Source organism: Nonomuraea bangladeshensis, assembly GCF_039529455.1.
Taxonomy (GTDB): Bacteria; Actinomycetota; Actinomycetes; order Streptosporangiales; family Streptosporangiaceae; genus Nonomuraea; species Nonomuraea bangladeshensis.
The window spans coordinates 118089-142747 of the sequence record NZ_BAAAMV010000014.1; the positions used below are offsets into that span (position 1 = coordinate 118089).

Annotated in this window: 23 protein-coding genes and 2 pseudogenes; 12 read left to right on the forward strand and 13 right to left on the reverse strand. The window is 69.2% G+C overall.

Annotated features, from left to right (window positions below):
• Positions 1–10 precede the first annotated feature (10 nt).
• Together ABD292_RS40845 and ABD292_RS40850 are read right to left on the reverse strand one after the other, a co-directional pair.
• Positions 11–1396, reverse strand: coding sequence for a GDSL-type esterase/lipase family protein (locus tag ABD292_RS40845; RefSeq protein ID WP_344217284.1), 1386 nt, complete (start codon positions 1394–1396; stop codon positions 11–13).
• 142 nt (positions 1397–1538) lie between these two features.
• On the reverse strand, positions 1539–2765 hold the full coding sequence (locus ABD292_RS40850) for a cation:proton antiporter (protein ID WP_344217286.1): 1227 nt from the start codon (positions 2763–2765) through the stop codon (positions 1539–1541).
• A 293-nt stretch (positions 2766–3058) separates the two neighbouring features.
• On the opposite strand from ABD292_RS40850, the gene ABD292_RS40855 reads away from it, so the two are divergent.
• Positions 3059–3622, forward strand: coding sequence for a DUF421 domain-containing protein (locus ABD292_RS40855; RefSeq protein ID WP_344217288.1), 564 nt, complete (start codon positions 3059–3061; stop codon positions 3620–3622).
• A gap of 438 nt (positions 3623–4060) precedes the next feature.
• Here the strand turns inward: ABD292_RS40855 and ABD292_RS40860 are convergent.
• The 3 genes and pseudogenes from ABD292_RS40860 to ABD292_RS40870 form a co-directional block, all read right to left on the reverse strand.
• A pseudogene (locus ABD292_RS40860) lies at positions 4061–4800 on the reverse strand (IS256 family transposase); the annotation flags it as partial.
• Positions 4801–5044: 244 nt separating this feature from the next.
• Positions 5045–5200, reverse strand: coding sequence for a hypothetical protein (locus ABD292_RS40865; RefSeq protein ID WP_344217290.1), 156 nt, complete (start codon positions 5198–5200; stop codon positions 5045–5047).
• A gap of 255 nt (positions 5201–5455) precedes the next feature.
• Positions 5456–6349 carry a LysR family transcriptional regulator gene (locus ABD292_RS40870; RefSeq protein ID WP_344217293.1) on the reverse strand — a complete coding sequence of 298 codons (894 nt, stop codon included), beginning with the start codon at positions 6347–6349 and terminating at the stop codon, positions 5456–5458.
• 119 nt (positions 6350–6468) lie between these two features.
• Between ABD292_RS40870 and ABD292_RS40875 the strand changes: the two genes are divergently transcribed.
• From ABD292_RS40875 to ABD292_RS40885, 3 genes are all read left to right on the forward strand, one after another.
• The gene (locus ABD292_RS40875; protein ID WP_344217295.1) at positions 6469–7614 is read left to right on the forward strand and encodes an FAD-dependent monooxygenase; all 1146 of its coding nucleotides are present in this window, start codon (positions 6469–6471) and stop codon (positions 7612–7614) included.
• Positions 7615–7814: 200 nt separating this feature from the next.
• Positions 7815–9353, forward strand: a complete 1539-nt coding sequence (locus ABD292_RS40880) for a serine hydrolase domain-containing protein (RefSeq protein WP_344217298.1) — start codon at positions 7815–7817, stop codon at positions 9351–9353.
• 143 nt (positions 9354–9496) lie between these two features.
• Entirely contained in the window at positions 9497–10729 is a 1233-nt protein-coding gene (locus ABD292_RS40885) for a serine hydrolase domain-containing protein (protein ID WP_344217300.1), read from the forward strand.
• Here ABD292_RS40885 and ABD292_RS40890 read toward each other — a convergent pair.
• Positions 10686–11582, reverse strand: a complete 897-nt coding sequence (locus ABD292_RS40890; RefSeq protein WP_344217302.1) for a phosphotransferase — start codon at positions 11580–11582, stop codon at positions 10686–10688. The genes ABD292_RS40885 and ABD292_RS40890 overlap by 44 nt on opposite strands.
• 369 nt (positions 11583–11951) lie before the next feature.
• Here ABD292_RS40890 and ABD292_RS40895 point away from each other — a divergent pair, with 369 nt between their 5' ends.
• Positions 11952–12416 (forward strand): hypothetical protein, encoded by a 465-nt coding sequence (locus ABD292_RS40895; protein ID WP_344217304.1) that lies wholly within the window; start codon positions 11952–11954, stop codon positions 12414–12416.
• A gap of 154 nt (positions 12417–12570) precedes the next feature.
• Here ABD292_RS40895 and ABD292_RS40900 read toward each other — a convergent pair.
• The 3 genes and pseudogenes from ABD292_RS40900 to ABD292_RS40910 all read right to left on the reverse strand — a co-directional run bounded on the left by ABD292_RS40900 (position 12571) and on the right by ABD292_RS40910 (position 15027).
• Positions 12571–13562: pseudogene (locus tag ABD292_RS40900) on the reverse strand (IS5 family transposase).
• Positions 13563–14095: 533 nt separating this feature from the next.
• Positions 14096–14725: a tyrosine-type recombinase/integrase gene (locus tag ABD292_RS40905; RefSeq protein WP_344217306.1), complete on the reverse strand. Its 630-nt coding sequence runs from the start codon at positions 14723–14725 to the stop codon at positions 14096–14098.
• 143 nt (positions 14726–14868) lie between these two features.
• Positions 14869–15027 carry a hypothetical protein gene (locus tag ABD292_RS40910; protein WP_344217308.1) on the reverse strand — a complete coding sequence of 53 codons (159 nt, stop codon included), beginning with the start codon at positions 15025–15027 and terminating at the stop codon, positions 14869–14871.
• Positions 15028–15231: 204 nt separating this feature from the next.
• On the opposite strand from ABD292_RS40910, the gene ABD292_RS40915 reads away from it, so the two are divergent.
• The 7 genes from ABD292_RS40915 to ABD292_RS40945 all read left to right on the forward strand — a co-directional run bounded on the left by ABD292_RS40915 (position 15232) and on the right by ABD292_RS40945 (position 21421).
• Complete coding sequence (locus ABD292_RS40915) at positions 15232–15567, forward strand: ArsR/SmtB family transcription factor (RefSeq protein ID WP_344217310.1); 336 nt, start codon at positions 15232–15234, stop codon at positions 15565–15567.
• A gap of 12 nt (positions 15568–15579) precedes the next feature.
• The gene (gene arsM, locus ABD292_RS40920; protein ID WP_344217312.1) at positions 15580–16809 is read left to right on the forward strand and encodes an arsenite methyltransferase; all 1230 of its coding nucleotides are present in this window, start codon (positions 15580–15582) and stop codon (positions 16807–16809) included.
• Positions 16810–16924: 115 nt separating this feature from the next.
• The gene (locus ABD292_RS40925) at positions 16925–17578 is read left to right on the forward strand and encodes an arsenate reductase ArsC (RefSeq protein WP_344217314.1); all 654 of its coding nucleotides are present in this window, start codon (positions 16925–16927) and stop codon (positions 17576–17578) included.
• 89 nt (positions 17579–17667) lie between these two features.
• Positions 17668–18048: an ArsR/SmtB family transcription factor gene (locus tag ABD292_RS40930; protein ID WP_344217316.1), complete on the forward strand. Its 381-nt coding sequence runs from the start codon at positions 17668–17670 to the stop codon at positions 18046–18048.
• On the forward strand, positions 18048–19139 hold the full coding sequence (gene arsB / locus ABD292_RS40935) for an ACR3 family arsenite efflux transporter (protein WP_344217318.1): 1092 nt from the start codon (positions 18048–18050) through the stop codon (positions 19137–19139). The genes ABD292_RS40930 and arsB overlap by 1 nt, the downstream gene beginning before the upstream one ends.
• Positions 19132–19560 (forward strand): arsenate reductase ArsC, encoded by a 429-nt coding sequence (locus ABD292_RS40940; RefSeq protein ID WP_344217320.1) that lies wholly within the window; start codon positions 19132–19134, stop codon positions 19558–19560. The genes arsB and ABD292_RS40940 overlap by 8 nt, the downstream gene beginning before the upstream one ends.
• 136 nt (positions 19561–19696) lie before the next feature.
• Complete coding sequence (locus ABD292_RS40945; RefSeq protein ID WP_344217322.1) at positions 19697–21421, forward strand: hypothetical protein; 1725 nt, start codon at positions 19697–19699, stop codon at positions 21419–21421.
• Between the two features lie 139 nt (positions 21422–21560).
• Here the strand turns inward: ABD292_RS40945 and ABD292_RS40950 are convergent, their stop codons facing one another.
• From ABD292_RS40950 to ABD292_RS40965, 4 genes are all read right to left on the reverse strand, one after another.
• Positions 21561–22796 carry a M28 family metallopeptidase gene (locus ABD292_RS40950; protein ID WP_344217324.1) on the reverse strand — a complete coding sequence of 412 codons (1236 nt, stop codon included), beginning with the start codon at positions 22794–22796 and terminating at the stop codon, positions 21561–21563.
• Positions 22793–23056, reverse strand: a complete 264-nt coding sequence (locus ABD292_RS40955; protein ID WP_344217326.1) for a hypothetical protein — start codon at positions 23054–23056, stop codon at positions 22793–22795. The genes ABD292_RS40950 and ABD292_RS40955 overlap by 4 nt, the downstream gene beginning before the upstream one ends.
• 147 nt (positions 23057–23203) lie before the next feature.
• A complete protein-coding gene (locus ABD292_RS40960; RefSeq protein WP_344217328.1) occupies positions 23204–24262 on the reverse strand; it encodes an ArsO family NAD(P)H-dependent flavin-containing monooxygenase in 1059 nt (352 codons plus the stop codon).
• Positions 24259–24642 (reverse strand): metalloregulator ArsR/SmtB family transcription factor, encoded by a 384-nt coding sequence (locus ABD292_RS40965; RefSeq protein WP_344217330.1) that lies wholly within the window; start codon positions 24640–24642, stop codon positions 24259–24261. Before ABD292_RS40965 ends, ABD292_RS40960 begins: the two co-directional genes overlap by 4 nt.
• Positions 24643–24659: the final 17 nt, after the last annotated feature.

Below are 24659 nucleotides of genomic sequence, written 5' to 3' on the forward strand. Positions count from 1 at the left end.
CCGGCCGGAGTCAGTCCCGGAGCCCGGCCCTGGCCAGTGCGTGCTGATCGGCCAGGGCGATGGCAAGTTGCCCCGCCACTGTGGGGTGGAGAGGGGCCTTGTCCGACAGGCCTTGGACGAACGGCGTGTAGCTGCACACACCGTGCCCGGCGAAATGCTGCCGCACTGCCGTGAAGCCGAAGGTCTTGGCGCCCTCGGCCAGAACGGTGTTGAGGACGTCCAAGAGCGAGCGGAGTGCCTTGGCCTTGGCCAAGGTCATGCCCTCCGGCTTGAGGCAGCCTACGTTGTTCGACAAGGGGTCGTAATACTCGTTCACCAGCACCGCTGGACGTTGTGGTAGAGCCGCCAGTTGGCGCAGCAGTGCGGCGTAGGCGCGGGAGAAGGCGGCCAGCTGCTGTTGAAAGTAGGCGGTGGTCAGCCGGTCGGCGCAGGTACGGGAGGCGGCGCACACCTTGATGATCTCCGGCCATCCCAGATCGTTCGCGCCAACGCTGACGATGATCACGGATGCGGTGGTGGCGCGCTGGGCCACGGCCAGCTGTGGTGGGGCCACCCGGTCGCCGAGGATCTGTGGGCCGAGGAGGCCGTCGCGGACCGTGGCGCCGCTGCAGGCCAGGTTGATGACATTCCACCCGTTGGCCGCGGCCAGGTAGGCGGCATAGGAATCCTTGCTGCGCCCACATGCTCGATCCAATGTGTCCGGCCGCTCCACCAGCGGGTTGCCGACGGCGGCGGCCGTCGAGTCACCGATCACCACGGCTTGCACTCCGCTCAAGGGCGGCCCCTGCGCCGGCGGAGTCGGCCGCGATGGGCTCAGCCCCACCAAATCCCCCAGGCTGTGCACCTGCCGGAGAGCGGCAGGTGTGTTGGCGGCCATGAGGTAGGCTGCGGCGGCGTTCACCACGCACACACCCACTACTCCGGCAGCAACTGCCTTAAGCGTGCCGACAGGAGTGGAGCGGCGCACAGCGGCCGCTGCGGCGACGAAGAGAGCAGCGAAACCGCCTGCCACAGCGATCTCTTGTATGCAGTAGCGCCTCCATCCGGAGGCCAGCTCGCGGCTGAGCCGCAGTTCCAGATTCCGATGGTCGCCGGAGCGGATGAGCGAGGCGACCTGGGCATCGACAGTGATGCGCGCCAACTCCAGGCGAGGGCGAATCGGCCCCGGAAACTGCAGTTGCGTCGGTATCGTCTGGCCGAACAGGTCCAGTTCCCCCGGCCCGGACAAAGTGATGCCCGGCAATGCGGCCCCGACCCGGACAGTCTGTCCGGCCGCGGACACCTCCGCCATAGGAGTCACTCGTATCGACAGCCAGATCGAAACAGCGCACAACACCACGAGTGCACCCAGGCCGAGCGCGGCAGCGCGTGTCAGGTGCAGCAGGCGGCGTCTCATGCCCGCACTCCTTCCCGCTGGTCAGGGGCCCAATGCGGCTTGCTCATGCCATGGGACTCGGCAAGGAACCGACACGACGATCTTGAGATTGTCGGGAACGGTCGCCGGATCGATCCGGCCTCATGGCTTGCCGAGGAACACCTCATGCTCGTGGTTCATCCGGCCTTCCGCGCCATCGTCCGGTGATGCCGTGCCAAGCCGGTACGTCCCGCTCGTCCTCGAAGCCACGGGCGACCACGATGTCAGTAGAAGAGTGCAGCAGTATCGACGCCACGATGGTGACAGCCACGATTTGGAACACCTGCTGTGCTGCGGCGATGCCGGAGCCAAGCACGAGCAGGCCGTAGACGACGGAGGCGAAACCTTTGGGGCCGAACCAGGCCACTGCCGCCTGCTCGCGTACGGACAGTCCCGAGCTCAGGAAGGACAGCCAGATGGCGATCGGGCGGGCCAGCGCCAGGGCGCCGATCGCGAACAGCCAGCCCTGCCACCCCACCGAGCCGAGCAGTGACGGGGTGATGAGCGCGCCGAACACCAGCAGCGCCGCGAGCTTGAACACCTCGGCGATGAGCTCACCGAAGTGCTCGAAGGACTCCCGCTGGCGCTGTCCGCAAGTAGCGACTGTGACGCCGGCGGAAAAGGCGGCCAGAAACAGGTTGCCGTGCGTCACCTTGCCGACCGCGAGCACCAACAGGCCGATGGCCAGGGCGTTCAAGGGTTCGTAGGCAGTGGAGGCGGAGAACCAGCGGGTCTGCTCCAGCTTGATCGCCGCCCACGGCATGGCGACCCCGATGAGTATCCCGAGCCCGAGTTCCAGTCCCAGCTCGCCCAGATGCAGATCCTCTGATCCGGACGCGACGGCCAGGAACACGATGACGAACGGCAGCGCCAGCCCATCGTTGACACCGGACTCGACGTTGAGGAGCTGCCGCAGCCGGGGGGGCACCTTCTCGTTGCCGACCAGTGCGGCGGCGAACACCGGGTCCGTGGGAGCCAGGATCGCGCCGACCAGCAACGACTCGATCCAATCCAGCCCGACCAGGTAATGCGCTCCCGCGGCGGTAATGACCAATGTGAGCGGCAGGCCCCAGCCGAGCGCCCGCCCTGGCAGCCGCCAGGCGCTGCGCAACTCGGCCCAGCCCACCCGCATGCCGTCGGTGAACAGCACCGTGAACAGCGCCAGTTCGGCAAGGGTGGCGACCAGGTGGTCGCCGGGCCGGAGCGAGACGACGCCGAACACGCCGTCGCCCAGCAGGAACCCGGCCACCAGGAACAGCACCGCCGTGGAAAGGACGGTGCGGCGAGCCAGGCTGGACAGTAGCACGGCCAGCAGCAACACACCTGCGAACGCGAGCAGTAGTGCACCCATCAGGGGCACCCAGGGCAACAAGACACCGCAAGCCTCCGGCCGAGATGCTTCACCAATCTCGCCGACCAGCCTTCCCGGCACGCCGGCGCTCACCCTAACAACGCCGTAGATTCGACCGGCCGCGGAGGCCCCCTGGCCGCGGCGTACCCGCCTTCAATGGCCGCCATGGGGGACCGAACAGTGCGGGCACCCATAGAGGTCTGGACACCACCATCCTTGCACCGAGCACCGGATACAGGCTGCGCGCTGCGGGTAGCCCGGGAGCGACCAATAGGACCGGGAAGGAGACGACGATGTCGTTCGATTCCTGGGGCGGGATCATCCGGGTCGTCATCGCCGCCATGACCGCCTACGCGTTCCTGGTGACGGTGCTGCGTGTGTCGGGCAAGCGCACCCTGTCCAAGATGAACGCCTTCGACCTTGTGATCACCATCGCACTGGGCTCCATCCTGGCCACCATCGTGCTCTCGGCCGACGTCGCCCTCGCTGAGGGCGCACTGGCACTGGTCCTCCTCGCGGCCCTGCAGTTCGCCGTCGCCTGGCTCGCGGCGCGTTCGGCGCGGGTACGGAGGCTCATCAAATCCGCGCCCACCCTGCTGCTACGCGACGGACGGCTGCTGGAGCAGCCGATGCGCGAGCAGCGTGTCACCGCCTCTGAGGTGCGCCAGGCGGTCCGTTCCACCGGATCCGGCGCCATGGAGGACATCTCCGCCGTCATCCTGGAGACCGACGGCACCTTCAGCGTCATCGCTCACAACAGGCTCGGCTCCGGCAGCGCGCTCGCCGACCTGACCGATCACGCCGATCCAGACGCCGAGCCCGACGGTTCGCGGCATGCTCCAGGTCCACCTGGGTGAAGAGGCGACTCGCGTGCCGCCGGGAGATGCCCCCGATCGGGGTCGTGGTAACCGCAGAGCCCTCGCTCCTGCCCCGCCGACAAGTGGCCGCCGCCCGCGATATCGACGCTCCGAGCGGCCTTGATGCCTCCTTGCCGTAGGCACCAGCGGATGAGGTCCGTAGCGGCGCCGGGGGCGCAGTCGCCGCCCGGCCGACACGTACGCCCGCCAGAAGCGCTTCTCCGATGCTGATGACATGGCCCGCAGGCGCCGGCCCGCCGAGTTCGATCAGCAGGACGGTAGGGCGTCCGCGTACCCATCTCTGAGCCGGAGGCGACGCCACGGCGGCGAACTCAGGGAGCCGAGGAGCCGGATTCGGTGTGTCCACGGAGGTTTTCGCCGCTGAGGGCGGACAGGCGTATAAGCTCTGCGCGCACTTCTTGCAGCTCGGCGAGTACGGACCGTCTCCACCGCTTGCGGCAGGCCCTTGAGCCCGTCACAGACCAGCATGAGCACATCGTCGACGCCGCGGTTCTTCAGTTCGGTCAGTACCGCCAGCCAGTGCTTGGCACCCTCACCGCCGTCGCCGGCCCAGATGCCCAGGATGTCACGGTGCCCCTCGACGGTGACGGCCATGACCAGGTAGATGGGCCGGTTGGCGACGTGACCGTCTCTGATCTTGACGTTGATCGCGTCCACGAACAGGACCGGGTACACGGCTTGAGCGGCCGGTTCTGCCATTCGGCCATGCCGTCCATCACCTTGTCGGTGATGGTGGAGATGGTCTGCTTGGACACGTTCGCCCCGTAGACCTCGGCAAGGTGGGCGGAGATCTCCCCGTGCGTGAGGCCCTTGGCCGACAGCGACAGGACCATTTCGTCCACGCCGGACCGCCGGCGCTGCCGTTTGCGCACCAGCTGGGGCTCGAAGGTGCCCGCCACATCGCGCGGCACCCGCACCTGGACCGGGCCGACGTCGGTCACCACGGTCTTGCTACGGGTGCCGTTGCGGCTGTTGCCGCTGTTCTTCCCGGCCAGGTCGTGCCGGTCATAGCCGAGGTGATCGGTGATCTCGCCTTCCAGGGCCGACTCCAGCACCCGCTTGGTCAGCTGCTGCAGCAGGCCGCCTTCACCGGTCAGCTGCAGCCCCTCGCTACGCGCTCGATTGACGAGCATCGAGATCAGTTGCTCGTCCGTCATCGAGCGGTCCGGCTCGACAGGCAGTTCGTTCATCGACAGCGACTCCACGGCGGTCTCGGACATCAAGCGTCTCTTCCTTGATCATCAGATCCGCCGTTAGTTTTACAGTCCCGAATGTGAAAACGAGACTTTCCATGATCGTCTGTGTCGTTTTCAGAAGTCGTCTGCACGGATGCGCGAAGTAGTCTGCACGCTGCGGGCGTGCAGACCATCCGCTGGTACTCCCGGCGACGCGATCAGCGGCTCAGACCAGTGCGCTGGCCAGCAGGAAGATCGCGGTTCCGTGGGCGAGGGCGGCCGGGATGACGCCGTTCCGTACCCACAGGAAGGCGCAGACCAGCCCTTCGTAGAAGGTGGTGAGACGCTCGATGTGTATGTATGGGTGGCCTTCTGCTCGCACGACGGTCTGGGAGATCCGGGACCTGCTGGAGCTGTCGGTTCTCCAAACGGCGAGCAGGAGGTCCGCGACAATTTGGCCACCCGGGTGTGGGCGACAATCGAGTGGCCGCGAGTGCGTACGTGCTTGCCCCAGACGCCCACCACCCTGCACAAGCCTGCTCCCCTCCAGCAGCCGACCTCACCCCTTGGGGACGGCGGTGCACCTGATGGCGTCCGATCCGCCGGATGCTTCCGGGCTCACCGTGTTGTTCGGCGGTCAGCTCTCCGGAGCGAGAGGGCCCAGATCGCGGACCACCTCGGCCAGGGCCCGGATGGGCTCGTTCTCCGACTCGCTGCGCCATACCAGCGCGAACGGCAGCTTTTCCATGCCGGTGACCGGCAGGTAGGTGATGTCCGGCCGTACCCAGTAGCGGGTCATGTGGGAGGGGAAGAGCACGACGATCTCGGCCATGCCGGCGAGAGTGATGGCCTCTTCGGTGTTCTGCACCACAGGGCCCCGCTCGATCGTGCGGCCGCGGCGGGTCTCGCGCGGAACGAAGGCGTCGTACCAGTAGCCGGGCGCGGTGCTGGCCTGCGGATGCTGGAAGTCGGCGGCCATCTCTAGCGAGACCGACGTGCGGCGGGTGAGCTCGTGACCGGTGGAGACGGCCAGCACCCGGGGTTCGGCGAGCAGGACCGGTCCCACGGCGAGGTCGGGCTCGTCGACGGGCAGCCAGGCGACCAGGACGTCGATGTCGCCGCGACGCAGCGTGGCGAAAGCGTCGCTGAACTGGGTGCTTCGGACGCGCAGCTTCCACTGTGGGTGCCGGAAGCGGAAGACGTCCCAGTAGGCGCGCAGGTCGTAGGCGTTGGCGGGCAACATGCCGACACGCAGGATGCCGGTGATGCCCTGGCCGGCGAGCTGGGCGCGCTCCACGCTGTGCTTCAGCCCGGCGTAGAGAGGCCGCAGGTCGTCGCGGAGCTGCCGGCCGACCGGCGTCAGCCGTACCGTGCGGCTGGTGCGCTCGAACAACGGTGCGCCGATCTGCCGCTCCTGCTTCTGGATCGCCTGGGTGACGCGAGCGGGTGACAGGCACAGCCGGGCGGCGGTACGGCCGAAGTGCAGTTCCTCGGCCAGGGTCAGGAAGATCTCGATGTCGCGCAGTTCCACGCCTGACCTGCTCCGTTCACTCTCACTGAAGGTGATCTTTCAAGATTCGTCGTTGTTCCGGGCGTTCACCGTACTTGATCCTCGAATCGCACGAATCGTTTATTCGATGGAGCATGGTGATGGACGTCCTCATTTCCGGCGCCGGCGTCGCCGGGACCGCTCTGGCGTACTGGCTGCGCCACCACGGTTTCACCCCCACCGTGGTCGAGCGGGCCCCGCGGGTGCGCGCGGGCGCAGGCGTGGTGGGCTTGCGCGGCGAGGCTCTGGACGTGCTGGACCGCATGGCCCTGCTGGAGCAGGTCAAGGCGCTGCACACGCACCTGGGCGGCACGCCGAGGCCAGACGGTGACGGCGACCCGCCCGCGGTGGCCTTCGCGGGCGACCTGCAGATCCTCAGAGGTGACCTGGTCGGCCTGCTTCATGAGGCCGCCTGTCAAGAGGTGGAGTACGTCTTCGCTGACTCGATCGCCTCGGTGGAGCAGGACCCTGCCGGCGTGCGGGTGACGTTCGAACGCGGCCGGCCGCGCCGCTTCGCCCTGGTGGCCGGCGCCGACGGGCTGCACTCGCGCACCCGCTCGCTGGCCTTCGGGCCGCGCGAGCGGTTCATCCGGCACCTGGGCATCTACACGGCGACCTTCAGCCTGCCCGGCCACCTCGGCCTGCCCGGCTCCGACCGGCTCCCCGGCATGGCGGGCAAGGCGGCCGGCGTCCTCACCATCCGCGACAACGCCAAGGCGCACGCGGCGCTGCACTTCGCCAGCGGACCGCTGGCCTACGACCGTGACGACGTCACGCAGCACAAACGCATCGTGGCCGGACGGTTCGCCGGCGAAGGCGGGCCCATCCCGCGCCTGCTGGAGGAGACGAGCAGGGCGCAGGACTTCTTCTTCGACGTCAACGCCCAGGTGGAGATGGACCGCTGGTCCTCGGGTCGGGTGGTGCTGCTCGGGGACGCCGGCTACTGCGCGGCGCAGACCTCGGGCCTGGGCGCCTCCCAGGCGCTGATCGGCGCCTACGTCCTCGCCGGCGAACTGGCCGACGCCAGCGGCGAGCACACGGCGGCGTTCGCCGTCTACGAGCGGGAGATGCGCGGCTTCGTCGCCGAACATCAGCAGATGGGACGCGAAGGCGCCGACCGGTTCTTCATGGGCACGCCCCTCCATGAAGGGGTTGGCATGGTCGCCGCCAACGTACCGGAGGTTGCCTGTGGCCAGATCGTCAGGCTGAAGGACTACGCGCCCAGCTTCGCCGCGACGCGACCGTGACCGATGCAAACCATGGAGGCTCGTTCTCCACCGGCCCTCACGCTCACCGCCACCAGGCGGTGTCTTGTCAGCGGTCGCGTCAGGACGGCGACGGCTTGGTGTCAGCGCGGTCGGCGATTGTGGATGCCATGAACGATCCGGCGAAGACGCGTCCGTCCGATCACGTGATTTTCGTAACGAGTATGAAGGAGCACACAGCCATGTCGATCACCCTTTCCGAGCAGAACCAGCTCACCTTGCGGACCGCCGCGTGGGGCGCCGTGTCGCTGATGTCGGCCGCCGGTGCCGCCGGCTCGGCGCACAAGGCCGCCACCGAGGGCTCCATCGCCCTGACCTCCGCGACCGGCCTGGTCGGGCACGTACTTGCCAAGGCCCCCAAGGGTGTGAAGTACGGCAAGACCGTAGCCGAACTCGCCGACCAGGTGCTGCCCGCCCTAACGCAGTCCATGAGCCTGCTCCAGCAGCGGGACCCGGCCGAGGCCGCCGACTTCCGCCGCACCGTCCTGGTCGCCGTCCAAGCGTCCACCCGGGGTGAGGCCGGCCCTGCCATGGCGGAGATGGCCCGCAAGATCACCGCGGCCCTCGACGCCGCCTCCGTCTCACCCGGCACGGTTGCCGCGGACAGCGTCCCGGCCGTGCCGGAGGCCGGCCAGGACCGCCCGGAGCTGGACAAGGTCCTCCAGGAGATGGTCGATGCCGGTTTCGTCGGAGTGTCGCTGCGGGTGCACGACGAGCGGGGCGAGTGGGCCGGCAGCGCCGGAACGGCCGAGCTCGGCGGCACCGAGGCGGTGCCGGTGGACGGGCACGTGCGGATCGGCAGCAACACCAAGACCTTCACCGCCACCGTGGTACTGCAACTCGTCGCCGAGGGCTGGATCGACCTGGGCTCCCCCGTGGACGACTACCTGCCCGAGTTCGGGCTGGACCGGCGCATCACCGTGCGGATGCTGCTGCAGCACACCAGCGGGATCTTCAACTTCACCGGCGACTTCGACCCCGACGGCACGTTCGCGCCGGGTATCCCCGCCACGCCTGCGGGCAAGGAGTGGGTGGACAACCGGTTCACGACCTACCGGCCCGAAGAGCTGGTGCGGCTGGCGTTGTCGAAGCCGGCGCGGTTCGAGCCGGGCACCGACTGGAGCTACGCCAACACCAACTACGTGCTGGCCCGGCTGCTGATCGAGAAGGTCACCGGCCGCCCGGTCGCCGAGGAGATGCACCGGCTGATCCTGGGGCCGCTCGGTCTGACCGGCACCGTCCAGCCGGCCGGCGAGACGGATATCCCCGAGCCGCACGCGCACGCCTACTACCGCTACGAGGAGGACGGTCAGACCCAGACAGTCGATGTCACTCGGCACAACCCGTCCTGGATCTCCAGCGGCGGGGACATGATCTCCACCACCCGTGACCTGCACACGTTCATCTCCGCCCTGCTGGGCGGCAAGCTGCTGCCGGCCGAGCTGCTGGCCGAGATGTGCACCCCCGAAGCCAAGGCCGGCTACGGGCTGGGCGTGTTCGTGCAGGAGGCGCCCGGCGGCGGCACCCTCATCACCCACAACGGCGGCATGGCCGGCCACGCCGCGCTCATGTACAGCACGCCCGACGGCAGCAAGACCCTGACCGCCGCGCTCAACTACGTCGACGACGCTGCCCTGTCCCTGGGAGCGGCCTTCCAGCAGGCGACCCAGCGCCTCGTCGCCGAGGTGTTCGGCAGCGGGCAGGCCGGACCGGCTCAATAGCCGGACCGGAGCACCAGAAACACGCCCGGGACATCTCGGTAGGCGAGCCGGCGAGCGCGCGGCCGCCTACTGAAACCCGGCCTCCCCACCCCCGCATTGCCCGGCGAACGGTTCGCTGAGCACGACTTTGAAGACGAGGAACCATGAGAACCCAACGCCTACCCGCGACCAAAGCCCTGCGGCGCATGGCGGTCACAGCGCTGGCGGCCACGCTGCTGGCCGGGACGGCCACGCCTGGGCCGGCCACCGCGGACAGCAGCGTGACCGTGTCGGCGGCCTCCGGGCAGGACCGCCCGGAGCTGCGGAAGGCCATGCAGGCATTCGTCGATGCCGGCTTCACCGGAGTGCAGCTGCGCGTGCACGACGAGCGGGGCGAGTGGGCCGGCAGCGCCGGAGTGCGCAAGCGGGGTGCGACCGCGAAGCCGCCCACGAACGGTCGGTTCTGGACGGGCAGCATCATCAAGCCCTTCACCGCGACCCTGGTGCTGCAACTGGTGGCCGAGGGCAAGATCGTCCTGGACGCCCCCGTGGCCGGCTACCTGCCCGAGCTCGGGCTGGACCGGCGAATCACGGCGCGGATGCTGCTGCGGCACACCAGTGGCCTGTTCAACTACACCGGCGACTTCGACTCCGACGGGACGTTCGTGCCGGGCATCTCCGCCAACGGCGACGCCTGGCTGCCCGACCGCTTCCGCTCCTACCGGCCCGAAGAGCTGGTCAGGGTGGCACTGGCCAAGCCGCTACGGTTCGAGCCGGGCAGCGACCAGCAGTACACCAACACCAACTACACCCTGGCCATGCTGCTGATCGAGAAGGTCACCGGCCGCTCCTACGCCGAGGAACTGCGGCGGCGCATCCTGCGGCCGCTCGGCCTGAAGGACACTTCGGTGCCGGGTGACCGGACGCGGCTGCCCGGGCCGTACGCCCATGGCTACTACCGGTATGAGGACGCCGCCGGCCGGGAGCAGGTGGTCGACATCTCGCGTCAGAACCTCTCCCTGCTGGCTGGCGCCGGTGACCTGATCTCCAGCACCCAGGACCTGCACACCTTCATCTCCGCGCTGAACGGCGGCAAACTCCTGCCCGCCCCGCTGCTCGCCGAGATGCGCACGCCGCACCCCAAGATGGGCTACGGCCTCGGACTGTTCGTCCAGGACCTGGGCCCGGGCTGCGGCAACGTCTACCAGCACATGGGCAGCCCTCCGCACGGTTACGGCGCGCTGATGTACAGCTCGCCCGACGGCCGGACGACCGTGACCGGCTCGGTGACCTGGGTGGACGAGGCCACCAGGGGCCCAGGTAAGGATTTCCAGAAGCTGGTGGACGCGCTCGTCAAGGAGGTCTTCTGCGACGGGCAGGGCGGGCCGCGTCAGTAGACGCGGCCGAGCACCGACAGTGTGCGTGGCCTGACGGCCCCGGACTGAGCGACCAACAGCGCCAGGGCGCTGTCAACCTTTCTTTCCTGCGCCCCCGCGCCGGGGCCTGCTCCGCCGCGCCCACCTGTCCCTGTGGGGGAGGGACCCGGCCCATTCCGCGGCCGACTGCGGTGATCACGTCGATGATGACGGCAGTGGTGGCGTCGCCTGCGGCCAGATCGTGGAAGTTCGACACTGCGAGCTCGGCCCAGAAGCGGGCATTGCGCGATTGCCGCTCCAGGACGCAGTCGGTCAGCGCGTGGCGCTCCGCTTCGTGCAGACCGTAGGTGTCGGCGAGGAGGCGGACCTGCGCCGCCTGGTCCTCCAGCGCCATCGTTTGTTTCGACGAGATCGACCAGGTCCACGCCATGTAGGCGACATCTTCAAGGCGGCCACCCGGGGTCGCCTGCTCGAAGTCGATGAACGCAACCCGCAGGTCGCTCTGGAAGACAGCGTTGTTGGGGCCGGGGTCATGGTGGCACACCACATCGAAGCGACCAGCCAAGTCACTTCCGCGCGTAGCGTCATGCATCTGGCGCAAAAGGCGGGCCGCTGCGCCCACCTGGCCATCGGACCAGGGCCGGAATTTCGCGGGCACGTCACCCGGAATATAGGTGAATATATCCTTGCCGTCCACCTGGCCCAAATACTTCGGGGCACCCGTGAAATTCTGCTGTTCGAAAGTTTTAAGAAGTGCAGCCATGAATTCGGAGGAATTCGAGGCGGGCCGCAGAACCGTGTCGTTCCTTCGGAGGACTTTCGACGCCATGCGCCCTCCGGTCAGTGCGACCGCGCCTTCAGAGACATCAGTCATTCTCGTCGCTCCACACCTTGAGTGCCGATCGGTTCATATAGAACACCCTCGTTGTCCGCTTCGAACTCGACGATGGCACATCCCCGATCAGGCCCCCGCACCGCCGACCGCGTGGGCACCCTCCACTTCCACAACTGCCCCTGTCCGTCCTGGCACCCTCCAGGACGTCTTGGCGTGGACGCTCCCCCCACTCGCCTTGCCAGGCTTCGCAGAGTTCCAGGGCCAGCGCCGCCGAAGGCCGGCAGCGCCGCGTCACCGGGGCGAGCGCCGTGGGGTCGGGCGCTACACCCAGACCTGTAAGCAAGACTAGATGATTTTCATCTAGTCTTGCTAGACGAATCCTGTACCGTCTGCCTAGAGTTCCAGGGCATGAGCCACTTCGACGGGATCTTCGACGAGCCCGAATCCCACGGCGACCCGGACGAGTACGCAGACGTCGAGTACACCTCGTACCAGGCCATCGCGACCCGCACCGGCAAGCACTGGACCGTCAACGTCCGCGATCTCCCCGGCGGCCGGGCGGTCCTCGCCCAGGGCTCGCACTGGAACGAGGCCCGGCGCAACACCCACCAGGCCATCGTCGAGCTGCTCGGCGTCGAGCCCCACACCGTGGGCGTCCACCTGATCCCGGACGACCCCGAGATCGTCGACGCCGTCAACGCCGTCACCGCCGCCCGCACCGCCCGCGCGGACGCCGAGCAGGCCGAACGGGACGCGGTCACCAGCGCGGCCCGCCTGCTCACCCGCAAGAAGTGGAGCACCCGCGACACCGGCGGCGTGCTGAGCCTGTCACCCCAGCGCATCTCTCAACTGGCTCCCCGCGACACCGCGTAAGACGCAGACCCACGCGCCAGCCGGCTCGTCAGCGCGTGAGCCAGGTCGGCTCCACGGGCGGGCCTGTGCTTCTCGTCAGGGGACGTCACGGCTGAGGCGAGCTGGCGACGGTCCCCCTCCGCCGGCTACTAGAGCCTGTACGAAGTTCGGATCTTCAGGTCGGTCGGAGGCTTCGAATCCATAAGACGGCTCCACATAGGTGGAGGCCAGCCAAATAGTTGTCGGACGTCTTGTCGAACCGGAAGGCCAGCCCACGCCACTCCTTCATGCGGTTGATGCACCGTTCCGCCGTGTTGCGCTGCTTGTAGAGCTCGGCATCATGGGCGACCGGCCGGCCGCCGCGAGAGCCCTGGTTCTTGCGGTTGGCCGCCTGGTCGGTCTTCTCCGGGATGACGGTCTTGATCCCGCGCCGGCGCAGGTAGGCGCGGTTGCCGCGGGAGGAGTACGCCTTGTCGGCGGCCACTGCTCCCGGCCTGGTGCGCGGACGGCCGACGGGCAGGCGGATCTTGATGCGCTCCAGCACAGTGCGGAACTGTGGGCTGTCTCCGGCTTGGCCCGGGGTCAGGACGAAGGCCAGCGGGCGGCAGCGAAGGTCGGCCGCAAGATGCACCTTGCTGCTCAGCCCGCCCCGCGAGCGGCCCAGCCCGGCAGCGGTCAGCCGGAACCGGTGCCGGCGGCGCAGCCGTCGTCGGCCGTCCCCGTCCCCGTCCCCGTCGTCGCCGAAGGCGCCGTCGCGGGCGTTTTGCCCCTTTGACGCAGCCCCTTTTCCCGTTCGGTGGCTTCTTCGAGCGCTGCCGCCAGCTCACCGTCCAAGACCATCCCGGCGGCATGGTGGTGCGCGCGAGCGGTGGTGGAGTCCACGCTGACCAGGTCGAGGTCGGCCTGCCCGCGAGCCGCGGCTTCGGCGATCATCGCCTGCATCAGCCGCTCGAACACGCCGGCCAGCGCCCAGGCGCGGAACCGGTCGTAGGTGGTGGACCAGGGCCCGTACTCGGGCGGCAGGTCCCGCCACGGGCTGCCGGTGCGAAACCGCCACATCACCGCGTTGAACTGCTGCCGCAGGTTCGGGATCGGGCCCCGCTCGCCTAATGGCAGGTGAGGCTTGATCAGAGCCCACTCCTCGTCGGTGAGTTCTCCACGCGCCATGCCCGATGGCCTACCAGGATCGCCGACTGCGGCGCAGGCGATCTCACTGATCTCAACTCCGTACAGGCTCTAGCTGTTCATCGTGGATGCTCTAGGCTTTCTTGATAATTTCTATACCGAATGGGGGTTTTGTCTGTTTCGGGTGGCCGATAGAAACCAGGCGCGGCCACCCTTTCCGAGCAGCGCAAACAAGCCTATAATAGGGAAGTCGTCAAGGCCGTGGCCGACTTTCCTCCAGGCCGTCCCGGCGCCTATCGGTACGAGCCCAAGTTTGACGGGTTCCTTCTCTGAACTATGCAAGAGGGTTTGAGTTATGAGCCCCACACAAAACTGGATCGGCGACCATCCGCAGCGGCGCCCACGTCCCTGAATCGGTCCCGAAACACGAGGATCAGACTTTCCAAGATCGTCTGTTGTCGGTTTTCGAAGTCGTGTGCACAGATGCGCGAAGTGGTCTGCACGCCCGCAGCGTGCAGACCATCTGGTGATTGGCCCGGAACTCCTGCAGCTTCGGCCAGCCGCCATTCGGTTGATCAATGGGTACGGCGACGGGGTGCCAGGACTTCGGTGACCTTGGCGATGGCTTCGGCGCCGGGTTTGACGTAGCGCATGGCGGTGCGAGGGTTCTTGTGCCGGGTCTTGCCCATGATGAGCTGAAGCGGGACTTCGGCGTCGCCGAGGTGGGTGGCGGCGCTGTGGCGCAGCTGGTGCAGGTCGAGGCCGGCGTAGGTGTCGAGCAGGACCCGGGCGCGGTCGTAGCCGAGGCGGGCACGGCCGGTGTGCGGGCAGATGTCGGCGGCGGCCGGTCGGCGGGCGGGGACGGGGCGGCGTTCGGCCAGGAACAGCGGTCCGTGCGTGCGCGTGCTGCCGTCCGGGAACCTGAGGAGCCGGGGCAGCAGGTGGGCGGTGCCGGAGTCCCAGTAGACCCATTGGACGGCGCCGCCCTTGGAGCGGACGGGGGCGCGCCGGTTCTCCAGGTCGAGGTCCTCGACGTTCAGCGCCAGAATTTCAGCCGCTCTGGCCGCTGTTTCGTAGAGCATCCGCCACAGCGTCTTCTCCCGGAGGGGAATGTCGCGGCGCGACAGCAGCCGGTGGATCGTGGTCTTGGCGACCGCGCGGGTCTCGTCGGTGGTTTCCTTACGGCGTTCGGCGTCGACCGGCACCGACGGTGCGGCCCAGTGCTTCTTGGTCTGGCACCAGGTGAGCCAGGAGGCGATGGCGGCGCGGTTGCGGTTCCAGGTCGCCGGCGCGCTCGCCCCCCACAGGTCGGCGAGCGCCTGGCCGATCTCGGTGTCGGCGATCTCAGCTATCGGCCGAGCAGGGCGATGACGCGGTCGATGGCCGAAGCGTAGGCGCGGTGGGTGTTGGGGTTGGCCGTGCGCTGGGTGGCCAAGTAGGCGTCGGCGGCCGCGGCGAGGGTGACGTGCCCGCCGCATAGGGCGGCGACCTTCGGTGCGGCGCTCATGCCGGCCGCCTTGTGACGTCCGCCGCGATGTACCGGATAACGTGCTGGAGTCGCGCACCTGCCCGGCGAGGGGTTCTCCTGGTCGCCGCGTCGCCATGATCGCTCAAGTACATGATAATAATCCATTATCACGTACATCGAGCCTCTTGTGAGAGCGAGCGGGGGCTTCCGCTTTTCTGATGCATCGAATATCGTCGATTGACGATGAACGAGAACAAGGAACTCTTGCCACGGGCGGAGGCCGAGGAGTACGCGAGCTGGTTCAAGGCCCTCGCGGACGCGACCCGGATCCAGATCGTGTCGCTGCTGGCCCGGCGGCGCGCGCCGATGAGCGTGGGCGAGATCGTGGCCGCGTCCGGGGTGGGGCAGTCCACCGTGTCGCACCACCTGAAGATCTTGGCCGAGGTGCGGTTCGTGCTGGTCGACAGGCAGGGCACCTCCAGCCTGTACCGGATCAACGAGAACTGCGTGAGCTGTTTTCCGACCGCCGCCGACGTAGTCATGGGCAACCCCGCGCCGGTCGCGCCCACCTGCCAGTGAAGGAGCCTGGTCATGGCGTACGACGAGATCATCGACCACTACTCCGCGCTGGCCCGTGCCGCGGACGCCGGAAGGACGGTCGCCGACTGCGGGCAGGACGCGTTCGAGCAGGGCGGCTTCGGCCCGGCCGGCTATGAGGAGCTCGGCATGCTGCCCGAGGGTGCGGTGCGGGCCAGCCTGGGTTGCGGCAACCCGGTGGCCGTCGCCGAGCTGCGCGCCGGCCAGACGGTGCTGGATCTGGGCTCAGGCGGCGGCATCGACGTGCTGCTCTCAGCCCGCCGGGTCGGCCCGCAGGGCACGGTGTACGGGGTGGATGCCAGCGCCGACATGCTGGCACTGGCCCGGCGCAACGCCGAGCAGGCCGGCGCGCGCAACGTCGAGTTCCTGCACGGCAGCATCGAGCGGGTGCCGCTGCCAGACCAGTCGGTGGACGTGGTCATCTCCAACTGTGTGATCAACCTGTCCGGAGACAAGGCCGCGGTGCTGGCCGAGGCGTTCCGGGTACTGCGGCCGGGCGGCCGGTTCGGCGTCAGCGACGTCGTGGTCGACGGCGAGCTCGATCCGGAGCGCCGCCGGGCGGCCGAGCAGCGCATCGGCTGCGTGGTCGGGGCCCTGCCGGTCACCGAGTACCGCATGCTGCTGGCGGCGGCCGGGTTCACAGACGTGCGGATCGTGCTGACCGCCGATCACGGCGACGGGGTGCGGTCGGCGATCGTCCAGGCCGTCAAGCCCGCCATCGGGCCCGGCCTGGAGATCCGGCCGATGCGCGAGAGCGACGCCGCCGAGGTGCTGGCCATCTACCAGGCCGGGCTGGACACCGGCCAGGCCAGCTTCGAGACCACTGCGCCCAGCTGGGAGGGGTTCAGCGCGAGCCGGTTGCCGCACCTGCGGTACGTGGCGGTGGACGCCGACTCCGGCGAGGTGCTCGGCTGGGTGGCCGCCTCGGCGGTATCGTCCCGCCCGGTCTACGCCGGAGTGGTCGAACACAGCATCTACGTCCACCCCGGATGCCAGGCACACGGCATCGGCCGGGCGCTGCTGGCGGCGTTCATCGCCGCCGCCGAGGACGCCGGCGTCTGGACGATCCAGTCGGGCGTCTTCCCGGAGAACGCCGCCAGCCTGAGCCTGCACCAGGCGCTCGGTTTCCGGGTGGTGGGCACGCGTGAGCGTGTCGGTCGCCACCACGGCATCTGGCGTGACGTGCTGCTGATCGAACGACGCAGCGCTGCGGTCGGCGCCTGAGCGAGCGAGGGCCGATGTTGGCCCGGCGTTCACCCGCATGACATCGACGGCTGCCAATATCGATGAATATCGAAATCGACAGTCGTCGATATGAGCGACGTCGCCGGAGCCCTTCATGGACAGCACCTACCGCCACGCTGATCTGACCGTCGATCAGCAGCACGCCTTGCTCACCGCAGCCCGCACGCTCGCCGAGGAGTTCGCCGGCACCTTCGGCGCCGAGACCATCGAGCGGTTCCTGCACACCAGCTACGACCAGTTCGCCGGCCGTGCCGTCATCGCCAACTACCTGCCGCTGCTGGCCGAGCGGTTCGCCCGCCAGCGGCTGCGCGCGCTGGCGCGTGTCGAGGGCAAGGACGGCAGCGGCGTGCCGATCGTGCTGTTCCTGTGCGTGCACAACGCCGGCCGCTCGCAGATGGCGCTCGGCTTCTTCACCCGCTTGGCCGGCGAACGCGCGCTCGGCTGGTCCGGCGGCACCGAGCCCGGCGAGCTGATCAATCCGGCCGTCGTCGAGGTGATGCACGAGCGCGGCATCGACATCACCGGCGAGTTCCCCAAGCCGTGGACCAGCGAGATCGTCCAGGCCGCCGACGTGGTGGTCACCATGGGCTGCGGCGACGCCTGCCCGGTCCACCCGGGCAAGCGCTACCTGGACTGGGACCTGGACGACCCCGACGGCAAGACGCCGGAGCAGCTCCGCCCGATCCGCGACGACATCGAGCGCCGGGTCCGCGCCCTGCTGGCCGACATCGGCGTCCCGGCCGGCTGAGAGCACTCCCCGTTCCAAGCACGCCGAGACAGATGTCAATATAGACATGTACCTATTTCGATGAACATCTATACGGGAAGGGCAGTGGGATGGAACTGCTGGAGATCCTGGAGTGCAGCCCGCCGCTGACCCGCGAACCGCTGGACAGCGAGCAGGCGGCCGGGATTGCGCGCGTGTTCAAGGCCCTGGGCGACCCCGTACGGCTGCGCATCCTGTCCATCGTGGCCAGCCGCGCCGGCGGCGAGGTGTGCGTGTGCGACATCACCGACGCCTTCGAGCTGTCCCAGCCGACCATCAGCCACCATCTGAAGGTGCTCAAGGAAGTCGGGCTGCTGACCTCCGAGCGGCGCGCCTCCTGGGTCTACTACCGCCTGGTGCCCGAGACGCTGGGCGAGTTGTCGGCGCTGCTGACCCTGCCCGCCAGTGGGCCCGTCACTGGGCCGGCCGCTGCGGTGGCGGTGTCACGGTGATGTCGACTCAACCCGCACAGGCCACCGCGCCGTCGGCCGGTGTGATCGGCTCCCTGTCGGTACTGGATCGGTTCCTGCCGGTGTGGATCATCGCCGCCATGGGCGCCGGACTGCTGCTCGGGCGTCTGGTGCCTGGCCTGGATGCCGCGCTGGACGCCGTCAAGATCGGGGAGATCTCGCTGCCGATCGCGCTCGGCCTGCTGCTGATGATGTATCCGGTGCTGGCCAAGGTCCGCTACGACCGCTTGGGCACGGTCACCGGTGACCGTCGCCTGCTGCTCTCCTCCCTGGTGCTCAACTGGGTGCTCGGCCCGGCCATCATGTTCGCCCTGGCCTGGATCTTCCTGCCCGACCTGCCCGAGTACCGCACCGGCCTGATCATCGTCGGGCTCGCCCGCTGCATCGCCATGGTCCTGATCTGGAACGATCTGGCCTGCGGCAACCGGGAAGCCGCAGCCGTCCTGGTCGCGCTCAACTCCGTCTTCCAGGTGATCGCCTTCGGCGCGCTCGGCTGGTTCTACCTGCAGGTGCTGCCTGGCTGGCTCGGCCTGACGCAGTCGGCGCTGGAGGTGTCGGCCTTCGACATCGCCTTCTACGTGCTGGTCTTTCTCGGCATCCCGCTTGCCGGCGGATACGCCTCCCGCAAGCTGGGCGAACGCGCCCGGGGCCGCGACTGGTACGAGCGGCGCTTCCTGCCCCGTATCGGCCCCATCGCCCTGTACGGCCTGCTTTTCACGATCGTCATCCTGTTTGCCCTGCAGGGCCACACCATCACCTCTCAGCCCGGCGACGTCGCGCGCATCGCGCTGCCGCTGCTGGCCTACTTCGCCCTCATGTGGGGCGGCGGCTTCCTTACAGGCCGGGCGATCGGCCTGCCGTATGACAAGACGACCACGCTCGCCTTCACCGCCGCTGGCAACAACTTCGAGCTGGCCATCGCGGTCGCGGTCGGCGTCTTCGGCGTCACCTCCGGCCAGGCCCTCGCGGGCGTGGTCGGCCCGCTCATCGAGGTCCCAGTTCTGGTCGCCCTGGTCTACGTCAGCCTGGCCGGCCGCCGCCTGTTCACCGTCAAGGAGCCCGCCCGTGCCTGACAGCGCCACCGAGACCACGACCGGCAAGCCGTCGGTCCTGTTCGTCTGCGTGCACAACGCCGGACGATCCCAGATGGCCGCCGGATGGCTCACCCACCTGGCCGCAGGCCGCGTCGAGGTCCGCTCCGCCGGATCGGCGCCCGCCGATCAGGTCAACCCGGTCGCGGTCGAGGCGATGCGCGAGGTGGGCATCGACATCACCGCCGCCCAGCCCAAGGTCCTCACCGTCGACGCGGTCGAGGCGTCCGATGTGGTCATCACCATGGGTTGCGGCGACGCCTGCCCGATCTTCCCCGGCAAGCGCTACGAGGACTGGAAGCTCGACGACCCGGCCGGCCAGGGCATCGACGCCGTCCGGCCGATCCGCGATGACATCCGCCGTCGTATCGAGAAGCTGCTGGCGGAACTCGTGTCGGCCTGATCCTGCGCCCGCAGGGCCCCGTCGTGATCAGATGGCGGGGCCTGCGTCATGTCCGCGCCGAAGGCGACTGTCGGTGCTGGGTGGTTTCCTGGGCTGTATGACGCTGGTGAATTGGGAACGCTTACCGGGCGAGACGGTGGAGGAGTTCGTCGCGGCGATGCTGCTGCTGCGGCATCCGCACGGTAACCGGATCACTCCCTCACGCGGGGACCGCGGCGTCGACATCCGGGTCGCCAACCCAGATGGCTACGACATTTACCAGGTCAAACGCTTCTGCCGGCCGCTGACCTCCCGGCAGGTCAGCGACGTGGAGAACTCCTGGCAGCGCTTCGTCGATGAGACGCTGCCGACGTTGCCGGTCCGCTCATGGACGCTGGTCACACCATGGAATCCCACCCATGAGCGGCTGGAGTGGCTGGAGCGGCTGACCGCGGGCAGCGGGCTGCGCATCAGCTGGATGGACCGCGACCACCTCGACGGCATGGCGGCCGACCACCCGGCGCTGATCGCGTACTACTTCGGCGACGGCGGCGAGCGGATCCAGCACCTGATGGCGCAGGCGTTACAAGGCGGGCGAGACATGCCCGACTCCGGCCAGGTCCCGGCCGAGAGCCTGCTGACGGCCGCGATCGAGCGCTATGAGGGCCTGGCCGCGGCCTTGACCGACATCGATCCGTTCTACCGCTACTCCTTCGACGTACGCGAAGGGCGGGTGAGCGAGCAGCCCTGGGACGGGGACGTGCTCGGCGACGATCTGACCGCCTTCGTGCGCTACCTGCAGCTCAACGAGCGGCACTACCTGGTGATGCGCCTGGTGGCGCGAGCGGTGGAGTCGTTCAGCCTGCGTCCGATCACCGGCTCGTTGGAACTGCAGGTGCCGGTCGACTCGGCCGAGCGCCAGGCGGTGGAGGAGTTCCTCCGCTACGGCGCACCCTTCGCCGACATCGACGGCACGATCACCCACAGCTCGGGGCCGCCCGGCCTGCCGGAGGAGTCGGGCCCCGGACGGCTGAGCTTCATGGTCGCCGCCGGTGCGGCCGGTGATCGGCCTGATCTGGAGCTCCGCCTGGTCGCCGCGGACGGCACCGTGCTGCATGCGCTGGATCTGGTACAGGTACGCGCCTCACGCGGCGTGGACAGCCCCGGCATCTGGCTGGCAGGCCAGGACCCGGGCGGCCTGCTGCACCTGCAATTCCTGGTCAACGCCGGTGACCGCGACACCTTCCGCCTGCAGGTGGATCTGGACGATCTGATCGGCAAGACCCCGGCCGCGGTGTTGCCAGCGATGCGCCTGCTCGCGGCCCTGGCGCCAGACACCATCCTCCTGCTGGCCGTGCGCGGCGGCCCCGCGTACTCGCCCCGATGGCAGCCTGAGGCGTCCTCCCTGGCACTCCACGCCCGCCGGCAACTCCGCGTCCTGGAGGCGTTGCAGGTGATCCAGTCCCACAGTTACCAGCGCATCGTGATCCCCGCACCGAGCCGCACCTCCAGCGAAGAACTTGCCGAGATCATCCAGCTGGCCCACCTGCTGCAGGGCGCTCAGGTCGAAGCGACGTGGCCGCAAGTGGACTTCCCGATCCCCGCCAACGCCGGTCCGCCCCCTGAGGGCGAGTTCCCCGTCGCCATCTTGCACGAGCTGAACGCGCAGGTGGGCGGCCGCCAGATCCCTCTGGGCATGTACCAGTGCGTCACCTACCTCGCGGCGCGGATCGCTGATCCGGCAGAAGCGGCAGCGGCCCAGGCCGGCGACAGCATCCGCCTCCTGCCTGGCTCCACCGACCGAGCATTGATCACCGCCGTATCGGCCGCCGAGGCCCTCGCCGCTCTCGCCGCGCGAGATGGCGCGCCGCCGACTGGATAGCATCCACGGCACGCCGGACCGTCGCGCGTCATCATCGTCCTGACGGTGATGCGGCCAGCTCTGCGGCCTGCCGTCGAACTGGCCTTGGCCGGCTCGATGGCCCAGGTGAGGGAGTTGTGTCCCCGCTCTGGCGTTCCTCCTACGTGTTGAGCAGCATGACGGTCGCCACCAGCAGCCGGGCGGCAGCCACCAGCGTGTCCGGCTGCACGCGATCCGGGGTCTCGGCCGGAGTCTGGTAGCCGGGCATGCCCATGCCGATGCCGATCGCGGCCAGGCCGGCGGCGGCGTAGCGGCGGTTGTCGGAGGCCATCGCGCCCGCTCGCAGCGGCACGCCGACGAGGCGGGCGGCCTGGTCAAGGGTGGCCAGCCGGGCGTGGACGGGTCCGCCGGCCTCGACCGAGGCGGCCTGGTGCAGCTGCGCGGCGCCGTCGAGGTTGATCACCAGCGTGTCGGACGGCAGGGCAGCTGCGTGGTGGGCCGAGCCCCATGCCCCGCTCTCCTCGGCGTCCAGAAAGACCACCGACAGGTCGGCCCGGACGGCCGGGCCCGCCGCCAGGACGCGGGCAGCCTCCAGGACAGCGGCCACGCCGGAGGCGTTGTCGGCGGCCGCGGGCAGCCGGACGCCGGGGTCGTCGCCGACGCCGTCGTAGTGCGCGCTCAGCAGTACCCGCGGCCCGGTCCCAGCGCCCCTGGTGTGGGAGGAGGCGGGGAAGCGGGCGTGGACGTTGTGGCCCTCCGTGGAGATCTGCCGGAGCGGCATCGATCCGGTGACCTGCACCGGGCCGGCGGCCAGGGCGTCGGCCAGGCGGGCGTGCTGGTCGGTGCGCAGGGCGATGATCGGCACGGCTCGGGTGGCCGGTCCGGCGATCATCTTGGGCATCCACCCCTCGGCGTCGGTGCCGCGCGGGGTCAGTACTCCGGCCGCGCCGTGGGCCTCGGCTCGTTCGCACGCCTGCGCCCAGTCTCCGGCCTCGGCCAGCACCCATCGGCCGTGCAGGTCGGCCTCGGAGGCGGCGGCCAGCGGCGCGGTGCGTGGCTCCGGCGACTCAGCCGAGGCGAGGTGCTCGACGAAGTCCCGGCGGTGTTCCAGGCGCACTGCCTGGCCGCCTGTGCTCCATTCGAGCATCGGGGTGGCATACAGCTCTCGCACGTCGGTGACGGGGAAGGAGTCGAGTTCGACCTCGGCGCCCAGCTCGCGCAACTGCTCGGCGAGCCATGCGGCGGCGGCACGGCCTCCGGGCGTGCCCACGCGCCGACCCGCGTAGTGGTCGCGGGCCAGCTCGTGCACCGTGGCCAGCATCCGCGCCGCCGACACCCGCTCCACGACGGCGGCCAGGCCGGGTGTCTGAGGGGTGTCCGGCATGGTGGAGGTCATCCGCAGCAGCCGGTGGAGGCTGCCTCGGCGGCCGGGGTGACGGCGGGGGCCGGCGCCTGACCGCAGCAGCCGGCCTGGGCGGCCTGCTGGGCGGCGGACGTGCTGCCGCAGCAGGCGGTGGCGACCGCATCTGCCTGCTGGGCTGTGTCACTGGCCGGGGAGGGGGAGGCAGGAGCTCCGCAGCAGCCGCCGGCGGCGGGCGGTGCGAAAGCCTCTGCCAGGTCGCCGATGAAGCCGCCGCTGGTCTGGTTCGTCGTCATGGTGGTTGCCCTTCTGCCGGTGCGAGGTCAAGGTCATCAACACTTAGATGCATGTCGAATCAGGAGTCACGATCTCATGCTGTTTAGATGTTCGTCAAGATAGACGTGGGTCGAATCAACGTGTGAATATCACTGAAGTGCGTGCGCCTAGAGCTGGGCGATGACCTCTGCGGCCAGTTGGCGGGCGGTGCGGCCGGCGCCGATGAGGGTGGCCGAGGCCGGGCCGGTCCAATCGCCATAGCCGAGCAGATGCAGGCGCGGTTCGGCCAGGGCGCGGGTGCCGTCGGTGCCGATCACGCCGCCGGGGCCGCGCAGCCGTAGCGGGGCCAGGTGAGCCAGTGCAGGTCGGAAGCCGGTGCACCACACGATCGCGTCGCACGCCGCTGTGCTGCCGTCGGCCCACGCCACCCCGTCGGGGGTGATGTGGGAGAACATGGGCTCGGCCTTGAGCGCGCCCCGGTCTCGGGCCTCGCGCACGGGCGCGACGGCGACGATGTCGCCCAGGTCGCCGATGCCCTCGACGCGCTCGCCCGTCTGCGCGGCACGGTGGCGGCGGGTGGCCAGGTCGAACAGGGCGCGGCCGTCGATCTCGTCGGGCAGCAGCCGGGGCGGGCGCAGTGTCGCCCAGGTGGTCTGGGCGACCTGGGAGAGTTCGGCGAGGATCTGCGCGGCGGAGTTGCCGCCGCCCACGACCAGCACCCGGCGCCCGTGGAAGGGCTCGGGGCCGCGGTAGCCGGAGGTGTGCAGCTGCTCGCCGCGGAAGTCACCGATGCCGGGGTAGTGCGGGACGTAGGGGCGCCACCAGGTGCCCGTGGCGCTGACGACGATCCGGGCGCGCCAGGTGCCGGCGCTGCTTTCCACGGCGAGGCGGTCACCGGCACGTCGCACGGCCTGCACGGCGGCGGGGCGGACGATCGGCAGGCGGTAACGCTGCTCGTAGTCGGTGAGGTAGGCGACGACGTGGGCGGCGTCCGGATAGCCGCCGTCGGCCGGGATCGGCATCATGCGGCCGGGCAGGGAGCTGTATTGCGCGGGCGAGAACAGCCGCAGGGACGGCCAGGCATGCTGCCAGGCTCCGCCGGGCGTCTGCTGGGCGTCCAGGATGACGAAGTCGGCGCCTGCACGCCGCAGGTAGTAGCCGGCCGCCAGCCCGGCCTGTCCGGCGCCGATGACCACGACATCGGCCAGGCGGGCCGCGTCGGTCATGCGTTGAGGAGTTCCACGTCCACCGGGCCGTTCTGCGCCGTGGCGGGGGCGGCGAGCGGTGCGAACAGCGCGCCCAGCTTGTTCACCACCTCGGGGATGATCCGGTAGTAGACCCAGGTGCCACGGCGTTCGCCGTCGATGAGCCCGGCGGTACGCAGCACCTTCAGGTGGTGGGAGATGGTCGGGGCGGTCAGGTCGAAGACGCCGGTCAGGTCGCACACGCACGCCTCGCCGCCGGGGTGGGAGCCGATCATCGACAGCAGACGCAGCCGTACCGGATCGGCCACGGCCTTGAGCAGCGTGGCCAGTTCAGCGGCGTCGGCCTCGCTGAGCGGCTCGCGGGCGATCGGCGCGCAGCACTGGATCGTCACGGCGGTCATCCGCGGCTCCTTAATTC

Coding starts and splice junctions, on each gene's coding strand:
- ABD292_RS40960 (WP_344217328.1), bottom strand. CDS start 24,262: ATGACCGACGCGGCCCGCCTGGCCGATGTCGTGGTCATCGGCGCCGGA.
- ABD292_RS40895 (WP_344217304.1), top strand. CDS start 11,952: ATGAGCCACTTCGACGGGATCTTCGACGAGCCCGAATCCCACGGCGAC.
- ABD292_RS40930 (WP_344217316.1), top strand. CDS start 17,668: ATGGAACTGCTGGAGATCCTGGAGTGCAGCCCGCCGCTGACCCGCGAA.
- ABD292_RS40965 (WP_344217330.1), bottom strand. CDS start 24,642: ATGACCGCCGTGACGATCCAGTGCTGCGCGCCGATCGCCCGCGAGCCG.
- ABD292_RS40850 (WP_344217286.1), bottom strand. CDS start 2,765: ATGGGTGCACTACTGCTCGCGTTCGCAGGTGTGTTGCTGCTGGCCGTG.
- arsM (WP_344217312.1), top strand. CDS start 15,580: ATGGCGTACGACGAGATCATCGACCACTACTCCGCGCTGGCCCGTGCC.
- ABD292_RS40915 (WP_344217310.1), top strand. CDS start 15,232: ATGAACGAGAACAAGGAACTCTTGCCACGGGCGGAGGCCGAGGAGTAC.
- ABD292_RS40890 (WP_344217302.1), bottom strand. CDS start 11,582: ATGACTGATGTCTCTGAAGGCGCGGTCGCACTGACCGGAGGGCGCATG.
- ABD292_RS40955 (WP_344217326.1), bottom strand. CDS start 23,056: ATGACGACGAACCAGACCAGCGGCGGCTTCATCGGCGACCTGGCAGAG.
- arsB (WP_344217318.1), top strand. CDS start 18,048: ATGTCGACTCAACCCGCACAGGCCACCGCGCCGTCGGCCGGTGTGATC.
- ABD292_RS40875 (WP_344217295.1), top strand. CDS start 6,469: ATGGACGTCCTCATTTCCGGCGCCGGCGTCGCCGGGACCGCTCTGGCG.
- ABD292_RS40885 (WP_344217300.1), top strand. CDS start 9,497: ATGAGAACCCAACGCCTACCCGCGACCAAAGCCCTGCGGCGCATGGCG.
- ABD292_RS40925 (WP_344217314.1), top strand. CDS start 16,925: ATGGACAGCACCTACCGCCACGCTGATCTGACCGTCGATCAGCAGCAC.
- ABD292_RS40845 (WP_344217284.1), bottom strand. CDS start 1,396: ATGAGACGCCGCCTGCTGCACCTGACACGCGCTGCCGCGCTCGGCCTG.
- ABD292_RS40855 (WP_344217288.1), top strand. CDS start 3,059: ATGTCGTTCGATTCCTGGGGCGGGATCATCCGGGTCGTCATCGCCGCC.
- ABD292_RS40880 (WP_344217298.1), top strand. CDS start 7,815: ATGTCGATCACCCTTTCCGAGCAGAACCAGCTCACCTTGCGGACCGCC.
- ABD292_RS40910 (WP_344217308.1), bottom strand. CDS start 15,027: ATGAGCGCCGCACCGAAGGTCGCCGCCCTATGCGGCGGGCACGTCACC.
- ABD292_RS40950 (WP_344217324.1), bottom strand. CDS start 22,796: ATGACCTCCACCATGCCGGACACCCCTCAGACACCCGGCCTGGCCGCC.